Below are 17,276 nucleotides of genomic sequence, written 5' to 3'. Positions count from 1 at the left end.
TTAAGGATACAAACGATAGAGCATACGAGGGAATGCAATCGTTTCGCGTACATGATCCAATCCACAGATCCAAGCTACCGTCCGCTCCAATCCCAGACCGAAACCAGAATGAGGTACCGATCCGTATTTACGCAAATCCAAGTACCATTGATATGCTTCATCCGAAAGCTGGTGCTCATCAAAGCGTTGTTTCATCAGTTCTGGATCATCAATCCGTTGCGAACCTCCGATGATCTCTCCATAACCTTCTGGTGCAATCATATCTGCACAAAGAACAACTTCAGGTCGATTCGGGTCAGGCTTCATGTAGAATGCTTTGATGCCTGCTGGGTAGTGTGTGATGAATACCGGTGTATCATACTTCTCAGCAATCGCTGTTTCGTGTGGTGCGCCGAAGTCCTCTCCCCAAGGGATATCGAAGCCTTGTCCATTCAGGAACTCAATCGCCTCATCATATGTGATGCGTGGGAATGGTGCGACAATGCCTTCAAGCTTGCTAACATCACGTCCAATTGATTCGAGCTCTGCACGGCAGTTCTTCACCACAGATTGTACAACATGAGCAATAAACTTCTCTTGTACTCGCAAGCTCTCTTCATGGTCTACAAACGCCATTTCCGGCTCAATCATCCAAAATTCAATCAAATGACGACGCGTTTTGGATTTTTCTGCGCGGAACGTAGGTCCAAAGGAATACACCTTGCCAAGTGCCATTGCTGCTGCTTCCATGTACAACTGTCCACTTTGAGTCAGGTATGCATCTTCGTCAAAGTACTTAATGTGGAACAAATTCGTAGTACCCTCTGCAGAGGATGGTGTCAGAATTGGTGGATCAACCTGTGTGAATCCGTTACCATCAAAAAACTGCTGAACAGCGCGGATGATCTCTGCACGAATCACCATAACTGCACGTTGTTTAGTCGAACGTAGCCACAGATGACGATGATCCATCAAGAAGTCAACACCGTGCTCTTTAGGCGTAATTGGATAGTTCTCCGTGAGATGAATAATTTCGACATCAGTAACTGTCATTTCGTAGCCGGAGTTACTGCGCGGCTCTTCACGAATAATACCTGTAACATAGAGCGAGCTCTCTTGGGTAAGACTCTTTGCCGCATTCCAGATCTCTTCGCTTACTTCACTTTTTACGACAACCCCTTGAATATATCCGGTTCCATCACGCAATTGCAAAAATTGAATTTTGCCGCTGGAACGTTTGTTGTTAATCCATGCGCCGATCTTTACGGTCTCGCCTACATGTTCATTCACGTTACGAATTACACACTCCGTGCTCATGCCCATATCTCTCCCTTAGTGCTGAATTTGAAAATGCAGCGGGCAGGCTTATGCCTGTCCCCTGCACTTCCTTGTCATGCTATATTCACTTTACAATTAGATTACTGAGAATTCAATACGATTCGGTGTGTATCTCTTGCAATCACCAATTCTTCGTTCGTTGGCACAACAAGAACATCCACTTTGGAATTGCTCGTTGTGATGCGGCGTGGTTCGCCGGAACGGATCGCATTCAAAGCTTCGTCTAGTTCAACACCTAGGTACGTCAATTGCTCACATACTTTTTGGCGCAGAACAACGGAGTTCTCACCTACACCTGCTGTAAAGACGATTACGTCTACACCGTTCATTGCTGCTGCATATGAACCAATGTATTTACGCAGACGATACTCGTACATCTCGAAAGCCAGTGTGGAGTTAGCATCGCCATTCTCCATACCTTCTGTAATCTCCCGCATGTCACTGCTGATCCCAGAGATCGCCAGCAATCCACTGTGCTTGTTCAACATGGAGTTTACTTCACTTACGCTCAGTTCTTCCTTGTTCATTACATAAGGCACGATTGCTGGGTCAAGGTCACCACTACGTGTTCCCATCATCAAACCTTCGAGCGGAGTCATACCCATGGACGTATCTACAGAAAGACCACCTTTAACTGCTGTTACACTACCACCGTTACCTACGTGACAAGTGATAATTTTCAGGTCTTGGAGCGGACGATCCAGATATTCTGCTGCTGCTTTACTTACATAATCATGGGAAGTACCGTGCGCTCCATAGCGACGAACTTTATATTTTTTGTAAAGTACACGCGGAATTGCATACAGATAGGCTTTTTCAGGCATTGTTTGATGGAATGCTGTATCAAAGACCATAACTTGAGGAACGCCTGGCATATTCAATTCAGCCGCACGAATACCCATCATCGCTGCAGGGTTATGAAGCGGTGCGAGGTCGAATAGACGGCGAATCTCAGCTTTCGCTACATCATCAACTAAAGCAGATTCTTTAAATGCTTCACCACCATGAACAACGCGGTGTCCCACAGCTTGAATTTCGTCTACGGAACCTAATACGCCGTTTTCTTTGTCTGTCAGCATATCGATAACTTTACGAATTGCAGTAGTATGCTCCAGAATTTCGCTAACTTCAGTCACGTCTTCGCGACCTGTTGGCTTGTGTGTAAGAATGGAGGAGTCCATTCCGATCCGCTCAACAAGACCTTTTGCGAGTACGGACTCGTCTGTCATATTATACAATTGATATTTGAGCGAGGAGCTCCCCGCGTTGATTACTAATACTTTCACAGTCTGTCACCATCCTTGTCGTACTTGAAGAATCCTTCGCCCGTTTTGACACCCAAGTGTCCTGCACGTACCATTTTCTTCAGGACAGTCGAAGGACGATATTTCAATTCCCCGAATTCACGGAACATTCTTTCGAGTGCTGCTTCAACGGAATCAAGTCCGAAACGGTCAGCCATCTCAAGTGGGCCATGCTGGAAGTTATATCCGATACGCATTGCATCATCGATGTCTTCAGCAGAAGCAACACCTTCTTGCAATACATGCAGTGCTTCATTAATCAGAAGGCAGATCAAACGTGATGTAACGAATCCTGGGGATTCATAAATCATAACGCCTTTTTTGTCAGCCACTTCTTCAACAAAACGTCTAGTCTCATCAAATGTGGAATCAGACGTCTTCAAGCCACGAATAATTTCAACAAGATCAACCCGGGATACCGGGTGAATAAAGTGCATACCAATAACACGCTCTGGGTACTTGGTCGAGCTTGCAAGCTCGGTCAAACTCAGCGTGGATGTATTACTTGCAAGAATAACATTACTTGGGCAAACTTGATCCAGTTGGCTAAACACTGCTTTTTTAGCTTCTAGGTCTTCCGTGATCGTCTCAATGACCATATCGCAAGAACCCAGTTCCGCCAAGTGAGCAACTTTGTTAATCCGGGAAAGGATCAGTTTTTTCTCTGCCTTCGTAATTGCCCATTTCTCTAGTTGTTTATCCAAGTTGGTCTCGATCATATTATAGGCATAATCAAGCTTCTCCGTTGTATGCTCCACCAGAAGCACATCAAGTCCTTTGGCTGCGAGCATTTGGGAAATACCTTGCCCCATCGTACCGCCGCCGACAACTCCTATTTTTTTAAAAAACATGGTTCTGTTCCATCCTTTCGGTTCTCTATTTCTCTATTGTACCCTGTTCGCCGAAAATTACAAATTTCGACCCAACATATAATAATATCTTAGCACGACTGAAATGTAAAAAAAAATAACCGACATAAATAAATTATGCCGGTAAAAGGGCGCTGTCACGAAATTGACAACGAAATTGCTCCCCAGACAACACTTCCTCTCTCATCAAGGTATCCAGAGAGTTGTCGAATATTGTCCGTTGCTCTTCAAGCAATCGTTTCGTTTGGTTCATAAGCTCCTGCAAAATGACTTTATTCTCACGCATCAACTCTTCGGTAGTAACCATGTCCATATTCACAATACCGAGCGATGTCAGACCAGAAGCCATCATCGTCTGTACAACATTTGTCGCTTGTTCAAAGTCATTGCGCGATCCCGTACTACGACCACCGTAATACATTTCCTCTGCAGCCGCACCACCAAGGGCAATCATAATCTGCTCTTCCAAGAAACGTTTGGTATATAAATACTGTTCTTGTTGTGGATTGTGACGTACATAACCAAGAGCCTGTCCACGGGGACTGAGCGCTACCTGACTAACACTACCAGGACGAACTAACTCCGCCATAATGGCATGTCCCAATTCGTGAATAGCTACCCGTTTCTTTTCTTCAACAGTGGACTCACGATCGGTCTTCTCACCCATCATAACTTTGTCAATTGCCATCGACAGATGGCGCTGTTCAATACTGGACAATCCATCTCTCATCGCGTAAATCGCAGCTTCATTCATCACACTTTCAAGTTGTGCTCCAGAGAACCCATAAGACTCTTCAGCCGTCTTCTCAAGGCTTACATCCGTCATTATAGGCTTATTAACTGCATGCAATTCCAAGATGTGCTTTCTACCCTTCTTATCAGGCATATCCACCTGAATATGACGGTCAAAACGTCCCGGACGAGTCAATGCACTGTCTAACATTTCTTTACGGTTTGTTGCAGCAATCACTAAGATTCGAGGTGTTTCCGATGAATAGATTCCATCCATTTCAGTCAGAAGCTGGTTCAACGTTTGGTCGTACTCACGTTGTTGTCCACCTTCACGCTTACCACCAATGACATCAATCTCGTCGATAAAAATAATAGCATTTTCTTTATTTTCTTTCGTTGCACGTGTTCTTGCATCACGGAACAAATCACGAATTCTACCCGCACCGACGCCGACATACATTTCCACAAATTCACTACCTGATGCAGCGACAAACACGGAATCTGTATAGTGAGCGGCAGCTTTCGCCATTAAGGTTTTACCTGTTCCCGGAGGCCCTGTAAGCAAAATACCTTTCAGCGGGCGAATCCCGAATTTTTGAATTTCTTCATGCCGGATAAGAAAATCGAGCGCTTCTCGTAGTTCTTGCTTGGCACTATCCTGACCACCAATTTCTTCAAATGTCAGCTTGGATGGCCCTTTTTTCTTCCGTTTACGCTCTTGACTTGCTCCAACGGTAATGCCACCACGCATCTGCATCATGAACAACAATCCGCCGACCAACAATACAGCAAACAAAATTGGGATGATATTTACACCTACAAAAGCAAGAAAGATAATTAGCACTGGAACAAATCCAATTACAACTTCTTTAGTCCACTTAGGCATTTGGCCACACTCCTATCTGTCCTGGCACACGTGGTAGAATAATAAACTTGCTTGCGTCTCCATCTCGGAGACTGACGTATACGTTGTTATCATCCATAGCGGTATTTACTTTAATTCCATTGGTAGCCATCTTAGACAGCGTTGGTGTGATCTCGGTATACTGTTTGTTTTCCATCGCTTGAGCTACGGTAAACATTGCATCGCCCCACCAGTTCTCCAAAGCCTCGTTAGAGTGATCGATGACATCGAGTTTAAGAGCGCGATTGCCAATAAGTGTCTGGCCTTCTTTGTGAATATATTGAACTAATCTCCCCAAATCAACGTCTGGCTCAAGATCAAGTTTCATTTGTACGCTATTGCGGTTAATAGTTAACTGAACATCATTGACTCCATCATACTGGGTAATCATTTTTTCGATCGGATTCTGCATGGCCACTTGGCGATACACAAACCAACCTCCAAACAACAGGACGGCAGAAATGACGACAGTTAAAGCAATCGGTAATACTTTTAGCTTCAAATGAGTTTCCCTCCCAAATTTGGCCTATACTATAGCCTGTAGGCGTCAATAAATTGGCAACCAAAGTCCTGTGTCGTAATTAAACAGGATTTATTTGTTTTGTTTATTCATCATGTAATGTTGAATACATATCTGAGTATATCACATCGTATATACAATTTCGAAGGCTAAAATATGAATAAATTATTAATTTTAACTATTCAAATCCAATAGAATGACAAAAACACCAAAGAACCGTGCAGTCTGCTATCATCTGCCGGTACTTTGGTGTTTTATCGTACTATACGAGTTAGACTTCATTACAAGGAAGTAATGTGGCCAATTGTAGAGTAGGCTAGCTATTTGGTAATGTGTAGACTAAATCTACCTGTTCCCCATTGCTAAATCGATAGAAACGATAATAATTGTGGGTATCGTCATTGTAATATACTTGCCATACGTAGATTCCGTTCACGACACCAGGCATAATACGCTTTATTTCTCCACCCGGTACCTCTGAGCTAAATCGATTGCGAATCTGAGTTTCAGACATGCCATTCTGAACCAGTTCACTGTGCACTACATCAGAGCCTGTTACCGGCTTATTTGTATTGTCGAACTTCACCCATACGAGAACATCCTGCTTGTCTTTATTTTTACCTAGAAAGGTCCAATAAATGTTGTCTTCGCCCTCTTTACCGCCCCAGACATATTTACGAATATCTTGAGTGAACGTAATGTCTTGCTGCTGTGCAGCTTCAATAGCCATAGCTTCTTCATTGCGCTGATCCTGAGTGACATAGACATAATAACGTTGAAGTCCAAACAGGAGCAGAACTAGAACCAGCAACGATATCCAGATCCACTTCTTTTTTCTCTTCAAAAGCCGAACTTCCTTTCCTCTAAAACGCTGCATCATTAACGGGCAAGCAAACCATCAAATGCCGATTGAGACTCACGCAAGATGCGCTCTTCGTCCATCGTGAGACATTCGCCGTGTTTAATCACTTGTTTACCATCCACCCATACATGCTCCACGTCTTTCGCTGAAGCCGAATAGATGGTATGTGAGATTAGATCCGTATGCGGATAGAAATGAGCTTGTTCAATGTTAAGGGCGATAAAATCTGCCTTCATCCCCACTTCTAATAGCCCTGTGTCATCTAAGAAAATAGATTTGGCGCCATAAGCCGTTCCTAACAGAAGAGCTTCTCCGGCTGGTACAGCCGTCGGATCACCCGATACGCCTTTATGAATCAGAGCGGCCAATCTCATCTCTTCAAACATATCCAGGTTGTTGTTGCTTGCAGGGCCATCGGTTCCCAAGGATACCATTACACCAGCTTTTAGAAGATCCGGTACACGAGCGACACCTGAAGCAAGCTTCAAGTTACTGCCCGGATTATGGGAAACTGCAACATGATTGCGAGCCAAAATTTCAATTTCTTCGTCATTCAGGTGTACGGCATGAGCAACAAGGGAAGGACGGGAGAAGAATCCCAGTTTCTCCAGATGAGCAACAGGACGAAGTCCATAATCCGTCACATTTTGCTCCACTTCTCGGATCGTTTCTGACATGTGTGTATGCAGAGGCAGATTCAAGTCGTGTGCAACTTGAACAAGCTTCTCTATGTATTCTGGCGGACAAGTGTATGGAGCGTGCGGTGAGATAACCGTTGTGATGCGGCCATCCGCTTGTCCATGCCACTCACGGGCAAATGCAGCCGATTCTTCCAACTTACGCATCTGCTCTTCTTCTGAACACAGACCAATAACTCCGCGAGCCAGAGAAGCACGAATACCGGATTGTTCTACCACTTTTGCCACTTGATCCATATGATCATACATATCGAGGAAAGCCGTAGTTCCGCCTTTGAGCATTTCTAACACGGATAGGGATGATCCCCAGTATACATCTTCAGCCGTCATTTTAGCTTCCATAGGCCACATTTTTTCCTGTAACCATACCTGCAGCGCTAGATCATCTCCATGTCCTCTTAGAAGTGACATTGCTGCATGACCATGCGTATTGATCAGACCCGGTAGGAAAAGAAGTCCTTTTCCATCTACTTTGGGCAGGCTCTCGTCCCCTTCCGGCAGCGTCTCACCAATATGCACAATCTTATCATTTTCCACAACCATATAACCTTGAACGACTTTCCATTCCAAACCACTATTTACAGCAAATTTGCCGTTATGAATAACCCATTTATTTGTCGTCATCTTCCTCGTCGTCCTTTCCATTCTCCAGGTAATAAGCAAGGCTGAGTAGATCCGTCGTAAAGTCAGCATGGTGAATGCGAATATGCGGCGGCGTTTTCAAGATCGTTGGTGCAAAATTAAGTATAGCCTCAATACCCGACTCAACCAGTTGATCAGCTACATTCTGAGCTTCTGTATCTGGAACTGTAATTATGCCGATACGAATATTATCCTTTTGGACAGACTCTGATAATTCATTCATTGGTTGAACTTTCAAGCTATTAATCTGAGTACCAATCTTGGGACCGTATGCATCAAATACGGCAACAATCTTCATGTTGTCTTTCAAGTATGCATTGTAATTAGACAAGGCGTGTCCAAGATTACCCGCACCAACCAATGCCACGTTGATTTGCTGATCGATCTTCAGGATGTGCCGAATTTTCTCGATCAAGTAGGAAACGTCATAGCCAATGCCTTTGCGACCAAAATCACCAAAATAGGCTAGATCCTTTCGGATCTGAGCTGGATTAAGATCCAAGCGCAGTCCTAGTTCTTGAGAAGAAACCGTAGTAACCTCACGTTGACTCAATTCACTCAAATAACGCAAGTAAACTGGCAAACGCCGCACGACAGCTTCTGATATTTTATCTGATTTCATTCGTTTACTCCCCTTTACCAATGTGACCCTTAGATAGATTAAATAGGAGGCACCCCTGCATGCCATACAAAATCACGGTTTACGTGGACAGGATGCCTCAATGATATACATTATGATAGCAGTAATCTTTATTCCTCAATGATTGAATCTTATAAATTTTACAACTAATTACGATCAGGGTGCAACGCTTGCGTGTATAGCCCTATTCCGAAGCCTCATCAGTAGGCTGGTCTAACCACTCACGAATTCGTGGAACCATCTGTTCGGTCAACATATGCTCCATTTTGGGACCTGGTAACGAATATAAGAAATACTTACCATAATATGCTTCAATGACCCGTGTATCGTATACAATGACGATGCCTCTGTCCTTCGCTGTCCGTACAAGTCTTCCGAAACCCTGCTTGAAACGAATGACAGCTTGTGGCACAGATAGCTTCATAAATGGATTTTTCTTCTGTTGTTGCAACAGCTCGCTTTTCGCTTCCAATAATGGATGATTAGGCGGCTGGAATGGCAATCTAACAATTGCCAGACAGGTGAGAGCTTCCCCTGGAATGTCTACACCTTCCCAGAAGCTGCTGGTACCCAAAAGTACTGTTGCCTTGGCATCTTGGAAGCGGCGTGTGAGCTTCGAACGGCTACCACTATCCACCCCTTGACCGAGCAGCGAGATATCGTTACCCGCCAAGGCTTCCTTAAGAGGATCATACACTTGTCTCAGCATGCGATACGACGTGAAGAGCACCATCATTCGTCCACGCGTCGCAATGGCCGTTTCGGCTAATGAATGCACCAACATATCAACAAAATGTGCATCCCCTACGCTGCCTTTTAAACTTGGGAAATCACGTGGAATAACAAGCAATGCCTGATCCCGATAACGGAACGGGGACGGTAGCAAGGACGTAAGCAGGCGGTTATGGTCTGCTGCTTCCTGCAATCCTAGTTGCTCAATCATAAATTGGAATGACTTATCTACAGAAAGTGTAGCTGAAGTCAGAACAACGCTTTTCTTTTTGTCGAAGAACAATTCCTTCAGTTGTGCGCTGACATCTACAGGAACCGCATAGAGCTGTAGCGATTTACTTCGGAACTGTCCACTTGCTTCCATCCAATAAACGGTATTGACATCATCCATACGCATGAAGAAACGTAGATTCTCTTTGAGTAGGGCGAGATCTTTCAGAAGGCCTGTAATATCCGTAATCAAGCTATCGGATTGATAGTCATCTTGTTCTTCCTTGATCTCAAGTAACAGCTTATCACCCTTACGAATCAAGTCACCTAACGTTACGTATATTTGATTCTCATCCTCTTGAAGCGCCTGCCACTTATCTGGCTTCTGCGACGGCTTTAATCGAAGAGAGAATTGACCTGTTTCTCCCGGAGAAGCATCGCTACGCTCAGGAAGAAGATTAAATAAAGAGTCGCTCAATCTGTCCCACATGTCCTTGACTTCAACAGCAAGCGGGAACATCTGATCAATAGCTGAACCCCATTGTACTGATTTTTCATGGCTTGATAGCTGGGACCGAAGCATAGGCAATTGACCGTTACGGCTATCTTTAAACAGACGTGTGAGCGTATGAACCATCGTGAAATATTTCATATGCAAACCTAAATGTTTGCCTGCTACGTCCTCTAGGTGATGAGCCTCATCTATAACAAGACTTTCATAAGCAGGAAGAAGCTGATGACTTGCTTTCACATCGGTAAATAATTTGGAATGATTCGTAATTACGATATCTGATAAGCCTGCCTCATGCTTCGCCCGGTGATAGAAACATTTGCGGAACCATGGGCAAGATCGCCCAAGGCAGGATTCAGACTCGCTCTGCACCGTCTCCCAGAAGTCCCCACCACGCGCGCTCAAGTTCAGTTCTTCGTCGTCCCCTGTTTCTGTCTGAGCAAGCCAAACAATCATCTGTGCTGCTGTGAAATAGTCTTCTTTGGGTGTAGCAAATTCGCGTTTATTGATTTTGTGTTCGAATTTGCGCAGGCACAAATAATGACCCCGACCTTTAAATACAGCAGCTTTAAACGGAAACGGTACAACTTCAGTAAGCATCGGTATATCCCGTTCTCTAAGCTGCTCCTGCAGATTAATGGTGTGTGTGCTCACCATCACTTTCTGTTCTTGCTTCACACTTTCATAAATGGCTGGTAGCAGATACCCCAGAGACTTACCTGTCCCCGTACCTGCTTCAATAAGCAGGTGCTTCTCTTCATCCAGAGCCTGTCTCACACTACTGAACATTAAAGTCTGTGCTTCCCGTTCCTCGTAGTGATCCAGGGTATCTCTGAGATTGCTTCGAACCTGATCCATGAATTGCTCAAAACTGACACCATCCAGTGGATTACCCTCCAGCTCATTGCGTGGAGCACCAATGTCCATCCAATCACTCACATTAAGCGCTAATTGGCGATAATAGGTGTGTCCATCCAAATCCTGAATAGGTTCAGCTTCCTTCTCACTTCGCATACCATCGAGGTACCAACCGAAATCGCTATCCTCTGGTGCAAATAAGTCAGACAAACGCTGAATCGTAATAAGTGGCAATTCCCGTAGCTCATCCAAACATTTCAGCAGTACATGCGCGGTAGCTAACGCGTCACTATCCGCCTGATGCGGACGGTCATGCTGAAATCCGAATTCAGTCGATACATATCCTAACTGGTAGGAGCTAAGTGAAGGAAATGAGATTTTGAGAAAATCAATGGTATCCAAAATTCGTCCTGTGAATGGCAAATATCCACAACGGTCTAATGCATTTTGAAGAAAATGAAAATCAAATGCAACGTTATGACCAACCAGAACGACATCGTTCAATAGTGGAACCATCTCCATCATCATCTCTTCTAATGAAGGAGCGTCCGCAACATCTTCCTCGGTAATACCGGTTAACCCCGTAATAAACGGTGGAATCGGTACGCCCGGATTCACATAAGAACTATATATTTGAGATATGCTGTAGTCATGATCTATGATGGCAAGTCCGGCCTGTATAATTTCACCGTCGGACTGCGTGCCGGTTGTTTCGAAATCCAATACGGCAAATTTCATTGCAATGTACGATCCCTTCCATTCCAGTCTATGTTACAGCATAGCAAAAAAAAGGACGTTTGAAAATTAACTGACAAAAAAAGGCGGTGCCTCCTCCGTAATCCTTGAGGAAGAAACACCGTCTTCATGCTGGCTACTGCATTTTTTATCCAAATTTAGTCAGCCAATTCCGAATTGCAATTGTCCTTTGTTTTGCCTGCAAGCTTCCATATTATACAGTGGTTCGGTCAACGTTGGGTCATGCTGAAGCGCCTGTGCAAACAACGAACATGCTCCTTGTGGATTCGCAAGCTTGGCTTCAATACATCCAAGAGCATTGCAGACCAGCCCCTTTAGACGTGGTGATCCCTTAAGTCGCAATATACGATGTAAGTGTGCTAATGCCTCTGTGTTTTGTTCCAAATTGAGGTGAGCAAGTGCCAGATAATAACGAGTCAATGCACTATCTGGATAATCGGCTACAATTTGCGAAAATTGTGTAATGGCTTGCGGGTACATCTGCAATTTGAAATAGCCTTGACCGCGACTAAAGCACTCCAAATGAATTTCAGGTAGTGCCGTAACGGCTTCCTGCTCCGGTTCAAGCGACGTAGGTTTGACCAGCTCTTGTTCACGTACCTGACTCATTTTCTCTTCAAACATCAGCCACTCATCAATCATGCCGTCACTCATCCGCTTGAGCAAGTTCCACTTTTGAAGCAATTCCTGTTTGTTCAGGCCTTCAGCGGAAGGGTAGCGCTTGATAATTTCATCTAACATGTCGTTCATTTCTGCGAAAACATGCTGGAACATCGATGCATCCCCACCCTTGAAAAAATGAATTAGTGCAGTGACCTGTACTCATTTTTTGCTTGATGCACCGATTTCATTCCCCTTACCAGTCGATTACATAATTGTTGCGTGGATCTCTTGTTTCAAGGTTTGAACAGGCTTATTCTGCTCGTCTACAAAGACAACGGTTGGTTTATGAGCATTAGCCTCCTCCTGAGACATCATCGCATATGAAATAATAATTACGGTATCACCAGGTTGAACCAACCGAGCAGCCGCTCCATTGAGACAGATCACACCACTGCCACGCGGGCCAGGAATGACGTACGTTTCAAGACGTGCTCCATTATTATTGTTAACAATTTGAACCTTTTCATTTTCCATCAAATCGGATGTTTCCATCAGATCTTCATCGATGGTTATACTACCCACATAATTCAAATTCGCTTCCGTGACGGTAGCGCGGTGAATTTTGGATTTCATCAGTGTTCTAAACATGAGACAGCACCTCCGATTTGTGCAACTTAATATTATCAATCAATCTTGTTTTTCCAAATTTAACTGCAAGGGCAATTAAGACATCCTCACGTCCGTACACCATTTCATGATCCGCTAGTGGCTGTAAGCTTGGAAAAGCTTGAATTTCCGCATAATCAATGACTGCCAGTGGTGACGCCTGAATTACCTTACGTAACATCGTGCGGATATCCGCCGCAGTTACCGAGGAATTCGTATCTATAGTCTCTTGAGCTACTCGCAGTGCCTGTGACAGCACGAGTGCCTGCTCACGCTGTTCTTCGCTTAGATAGACATTCCTGGAGCTTAGAGCTAAACCATCGCTTTCACGCACGATTGGACAAGGTACAATTTCCACCGCCATGTTCAAATCATTGACCATTTGCTGAATAACTGCTACCTGCTGCGCATCTTTCATGCCAAAAAATGCACGCTGCGGTTGCACGATATTAAATAACTTAGATACCACCGTTGTGACCCCATCAAAGTGCCCTGGGCGGGATGCTCCGCACAAACGATCCGTTAATTGGGAAACAGACACTGTTGTCTGCGTAGGCTCTGGATACATCTCGTTCACAGAGGGAATAAATACGATATCCACCCCTTGCAGCCTTGCTGTTTCCACATCCCTAGCTTCATCACGAGGATAGCTATCAAAATCTTCGTTTGGTCCGAACTGAATTGGATTCACAAAGATACTTAGAACAACGATATCGCTCTGCTCCTTCGCTGCTCGCATCAAGCTCGCATGTCCCTCATGGAGATAACCCATAGTAGGTACAAAACCAACCGTGGCTTCACCTAAACCAATGCTCTGGCGCAATCGGCTAATTTCCTGTCTTACTTCGGTTATTGTGCGGATTACTTTCATCCGTTGTTCGCCACCTTTTCTTTGCGATGTCCGTATAGTTGGTCTAGCACGCCATCTGCTGCTGTGAACACATGCTCTTGTGCTGGGAATGAACGGTCTTTGACTTCCTTCACGTATGAACTAATGCTGTTACGAATCAGTTCGCCTACATCCCCGTATGTTTTGACAAAACGTTTGGGTGTATAAGGTGAAGCATATTGCACCACATCATGGAATACCAACACCTGACCATCACAGCCACGTCCCGCTCCGATACCAATCGTAGGAATCGAAAGTTCTTCTGAGATCGCTCTTGCCACTTCTTCCGTTACCAATTCCAAAACAATCCCGAACGCCCCCGCCGCTTCAAGCGCCTTAGCTTCATCCATGAGACGTTTCGCATCGGCCGCATCCTTACCCTGAATACGATACCCACCGATCTGATTAACGGATTGAGGGGTCAGACCGATATGCCCCAGAACAGGCACACCTGATTGAACTACCGCTTTCACGGTATCTGCAATCTCCATTCCGCCCTCCATTTTGACGGCGTGAGCATGCCCCTCCTGCATCAGGCGACGCACGCCTTTAAGTGTCTCATCAATACTGCCGTGATAGGTCATAAACGGCATATCTGCCACGATAAAGGTATTCTCTGCCCCGCGTACTACAGAGCGTGTGTGATACACCATATCATCAATCGTTACAGGGAGCGTTGAGTTATAGCCGAGCACAACATTACCGAGTGAATCTCCAACCAAAATAAGGTCAATACCTGCTTCTTCGGCAAGTTGTGCGGTTGGATAATCATAGGCAGTAATCATGCTCAGCGGAACGCCATCTTGTTTATATTTTTTCATTTTCACAATATTTAATGCTTGTTTGTTTGCCATTTTAGTCATGGCTCCTTTCACCTTTTCAATGTAAACACAACAAAAAAACCTTTTAGTTTTCCACTAAAAAGTCCCGAAAAGTCAAAAAAGAGTCACTTGCGATCGTCCCTTCTGTCTCGGTCCTCTTCGGCTCAGAGCAGAATCCAACATCTCACTTCAACATCAATTCGATTTGTGGTTACACGTTTCAAAAAATTCGCATCCAAACGCGATCTTTTGGAACATTAACTAATACTGTTCGATTCAAGCCAATAAGGCATACTGTTGCGTGGAGTGCAATTCGGTTCGGTCTACATTAGCCGATATCGCCTCACACACAGTATACCAAAGTTCGGCTTAAACTTCACGTCTTATGTTCATTTTAATCTTGGAAATTCGACAATTCTCTAGTCAGTTAACGAAATTTCGCCAGAGAAAACCGTAATCCGTTCTCCATCCTTTTTCTGTACAATTAGTGCACCAGAAGAATCAATACCCAGTGCCGTTCCTTCAACAATGCCATGAGCATTGGATACTTTGATGTCACGATGGAGCGAGACGGATAATGCTTCCCACAACGCAGCAATCACATTAAAGCCTTGCTTCTGATACATATCATATAATTGCTCTAGCTCTGTTAGAATTGCTGCTGCAAGTAAAGTTCGGTCTACCGTTTTGCCTGTTTCTATTTGGAGAGACGTCGCAATCGGTGACAGTTCCTCAGGGTAGTCTTGCTTGTCAAAATTAACATTAACCCCGATTCCTGCAATGCAATATCTCAGTTCATGATCTTCTAGAGCTGATTCCATTAGAATCCCACATATTTTACGTCCATTAACCAGCACATCATTCGGCCACTTAATTCCAGCATCTACGCCTGTAAATGAACGAATCGCGCGACAAACGGCAAGCCCTGTTAACAATGTTAGTTGCGGTGTGTTACGTAGAGATTGCTGTGGACGCAGCAAGATACTCATCCATATGCCCTTACCTGGAGGAGAATACCATCTGCGACCATAACGGCCTCGTCCATTGGTTTGTTCCTCCGCAAGTACAACAGCACCTTCGCTGACACCTCCGTCTGCGAGCTGCTGCACCTCCCCCTGGGTAGATGGCGTCGATTGCATAATAATCGCCTGACGTCCAAACACTTCTGTCTGCAGCGCCAACTGGAGACCTGCTTCGTCAATGCTATCAGGCTTCGTAAGAAGGCGATATCCCTTTCGAGAGACGGCTTCAAACTCATAACCAAGATCGCGCAGCTTATTCACATGCTTCCACACGGCAGTTCTGCTGATGAGTAAATTTTTGCTAATCTCTTCCCCAGATACAAACTGTCCATCCGCTTTAAGTAACATATGTAGCAGTTCTTCATGCTTGGTCAATGGCTCCCACCCGCTTCACTTCTGCACTCAGCGCTTCAGACTGATTTGCTATATTTCCAATCGCGGTTTCTCTCAGCAGATGCTTCATGAGCTGTCCCAACCAAGGTCCGCCTTTGCGTCCTAGTAAACCGAGAATCGCCTCGCCAGTAATATCCAGATCCTTTAATTCCTGCACCTGCATGGACTGGCTCCATTCTGAAGCGTTGGCTTGAATATAGTTGAACTGATCTTCCATTGAGATCGGAAGTTTTCTCCAAGCGGCTGGAAGAATGGATTGCATCATCAGCCAATCTTGAGTGGCACGGATACCGCATATCAGTACCGTTTGAATCCACTCCGCTCGCAGCGCCTCTACAGGTTTATTTTCCCGCACCAGGCTTCTGTTCATCGCTTCCACTTGAAGAACTCCAGTCATACGGGTACGTTCGTCGTTAGAGAATGTCCATTGACGTAACAGCGTATCCGCCTCATCCTTTGAATAGTTCCCTGCCAGCAGAAGTAATGCCCAACGGAGTATGACATGCTCACCCTTGAGCTCTTCAAGATTCATCAGAAGTGTTCTATCAAACCGGTTGGCATCGACAGGAGCTTTGACTTCTTCCAATATTCGACTGCGAAGCAGAAGCTCCATACCTGCGAGCGGATGTGAACCTGACATCATTTTGACCATCTCGGTCCGCACGCGTTCCATAGCGATATGTTTTAACAGATCTCTCTGACGGAGAAGTCCCTTCCATGTGTTATAGGCAATGCTAAAGTGGAAAACTGATGCAAAACGCACACACCGAAGGATTCGCAGTGCATCTTCACCAAATCGCGCCTTGGCATCTCCCACACAACGAACTCGCTCCTCGCGAATATCAATTTGACCACCGAAAGGATCAACGATATTTCCGTCAGAGTCCATTGCAAGAGCGTTCATGGTGAAATCGCGACGTTGCAAATCCTCTTTGATATCCTTCACAAAGTGTACGGCTGAGGGTCTTCGATTATCCTTATACTCCGATTCTGTGCGGAACGTTGTCACTTCGAAGTAATAACCACCAGAGCGAACGGTCACCGTACCATGCTGAAGCCCAGTTGGGATACAATCTTCGAACAACTGCATCACCTGCTCAGGAGAAGCCGAAGACGTAATGTCCATATCATCCACTGCTCTTCCCAGGAGCTCATCGCGTACACAACCACCCACCCAATAAGCTTCATAACCATGCTCGTTCAACGTACGAATCACACGTTCACTTTGTCGTGCCATCTCTTGATCCACCTGTACCCATTGAACCACTGTACTCACCTCATTACTGTCCTGCACTTCGCTAAGCACGTCCATGTGCTCTTACGAGGT

The 17,276-nt window shown here is 44.9% G+C and carries 15 protein-coding genes; all 15 read right to left on the bottom strand.

The features are described from left to right. A complete protein-coding gene (gene asnS / locus J2T19_RS02760; RefSeq protein WP_056696807.1) occupies positions 1 to 1,296 on the bottom strand; it encodes an asparagine--tRNA ligase in 1,296 nt (431 codons plus the stop codon). Positions 1,297 to 1,397: 101 nt separating this feature from the next. Further along, positions 1,398 to 2,603, bottom strand: a complete 1,206-nt coding sequence (locus J2T19_RS02755) for an acetate kinase (protein WP_307212901.1) — start codon at positions 2,601 to 2,603, stop codon at positions 1,398 to 1,400. Next, the gene (locus tag J2T19_RS02750; protein ID WP_056696803.1) at positions 2,600 to 3,472 is read right to left on the bottom strand and encodes a 3-hydroxyacyl-CoA dehydrogenase family protein; all 873 of its coding nucleotides are present in this window, start codon (positions 3,470 to 3,472) and stop codon (positions 2,600 to 2,602) included. The genes J2T19_RS02755 and J2T19_RS02750 overlap by 4 nt, the downstream gene beginning before the upstream one ends. 133 nt (positions 3,473 to 3,605) lie before the next feature. Next, on the bottom strand, positions 3,606 to 5,108 hold the full coding sequence (locus tag J2T19_RS02745; RefSeq protein WP_145047442.1) for an AAA family ATPase: 1,503 nt from the start codon (positions 5,106 to 5,108) through the stop codon (positions 3,606 to 3,608). Beyond that, positions 5,101 to 5,628, bottom strand: coding sequence for a hypothetical protein (locus tag J2T19_RS02740; protein ID WP_128102519.1), 528 nt, complete (start codon positions 5,626 to 5,628; stop codon positions 5,101 to 5,103). The genes J2T19_RS02745 and J2T19_RS02740 overlap by 8 nt, the downstream gene beginning before the upstream one ends. A gap of 334 nt (positions 5,629 to 5,962) precedes the next feature. Further along, positions 5,963 to 6,490: a hypothetical protein gene (locus J2T19_RS02735; RefSeq protein ID WP_307212897.1), complete on the bottom strand. Its 528-nt coding sequence runs from the start codon at positions 6,488 to 6,490 to the stop codon at positions 5,963 to 5,965. Positions 6,491 to 6,525: 35 nt separating this feature from the next. Beyond that, positions 6,526 to 7,830 (bottom strand): amidohydrolase, encoded by a 1,305-nt coding sequence (locus tag J2T19_RS02730; protein ID WP_307212895.1) that lies wholly within the window; start codon positions 7,828 to 7,830, stop codon positions 6,526 to 6,528. Beyond that, positions 7,817 to 8,470, bottom strand: a complete 654-nt coding sequence (locus J2T19_RS02725; protein ID WP_056696791.1) for a redox-sensing transcriptional repressor Rex — start codon at positions 8,468 to 8,470, stop codon at positions 7,817 to 7,819. The genes J2T19_RS02730 and J2T19_RS02725 overlap by 14 nt, the downstream gene beginning before the upstream one ends. Before the next feature lie 202 nt (positions 8,471 to 8,672). Further along, the gene (gene dinG, locus J2T19_RS02720) at positions 8,673 to 11,537 is read right to left on the bottom strand and encodes an ATP-dependent DNA helicase DinG (protein ID WP_307212892.1); all 2,865 of its coding nucleotides are present in this window, start codon (positions 11,535 to 11,537) and stop codon (positions 8,673 to 8,675) included. Positions 11,538 to 11,696: 159 nt separating this feature from the next. After that, on the bottom strand, positions 11,697 to 12,329 hold the full coding sequence (locus tag J2T19_RS02715; protein ID WP_307212890.1) for a tetratricopeptide repeat protein: 633 nt from the start codon (positions 12,327 to 12,329) through the stop codon (positions 11,697 to 11,699). Between the two features lie 93 nt (positions 12,330 to 12,422). Continuing rightward, positions 12,423 to 12,806: an aspartate 1-decarboxylase gene (gene panD, locus J2T19_RS02710; RefSeq protein WP_056696783.1), complete on the bottom strand. Its 384-nt coding sequence runs from the start codon at positions 12,804 to 12,806 to the stop codon at positions 12,423 to 12,425. Then, positions 12,799 to 13,695, bottom strand: a complete 897-nt coding sequence (gene panC / locus J2T19_RS02705) for a pantoate--beta-alanine ligase (RefSeq protein ID WP_307212886.1) — start codon at positions 13,693 to 13,695, stop codon at positions 12,799 to 12,801. Before panC ends, panD begins: the two co-directional genes overlap by 8 nt. Further along, positions 13,692 to 14,567 carry a 3-methyl-2-oxobutanoate hydroxymethyltransferase gene (gene panB, locus J2T19_RS02700; protein WP_145047449.1) on the bottom strand — a complete coding sequence of 292 codons (876 nt, stop codon included), beginning with the start codon at positions 14,565 to 14,567 and terminating at the stop codon, positions 13,692 to 13,694. Before panB ends, panC begins: the two co-directional genes overlap by 4 nt. Before the next feature lie 386 nt (positions 14,568 to 14,953). Continuing rightward, entirely contained in the window at positions 14,954 to 15,931 is a 978-nt protein-coding gene (locus tag J2T19_RS02695; RefSeq protein WP_307212883.1) for a biotin--[acetyl-CoA-carboxylase] ligase, read from the bottom strand. Beyond that, the gene (locus J2T19_RS02690) at positions 15,918 to 17,261 is read right to left on the bottom strand and encodes a CCA tRNA nucleotidyltransferase (protein ID WP_307212882.1); all 1,344 of its coding nucleotides are present in this window, start codon (positions 17,259 to 17,261) and stop codon (positions 15,918 to 15,920) included. Before J2T19_RS02690 ends, J2T19_RS02695 begins: the two co-directional genes overlap by 14 nt. Positions 17,262 to 17,276 lie beyond the last annotated feature (15 nt).

The sequence above is a fragment of the Paenibacillus tundrae genome, assembly GCF_030812775.1.
GTDB classification, from domain to species: domain Bacteria; phylum Bacillota; class Bacilli; order Paenibacillales; family Paenibacillaceae; genus Paenibacillus; species Paenibacillus tundrae_A.
This window is presented reverse-complemented; position numbering and strand designations above follow the sequence as displayed.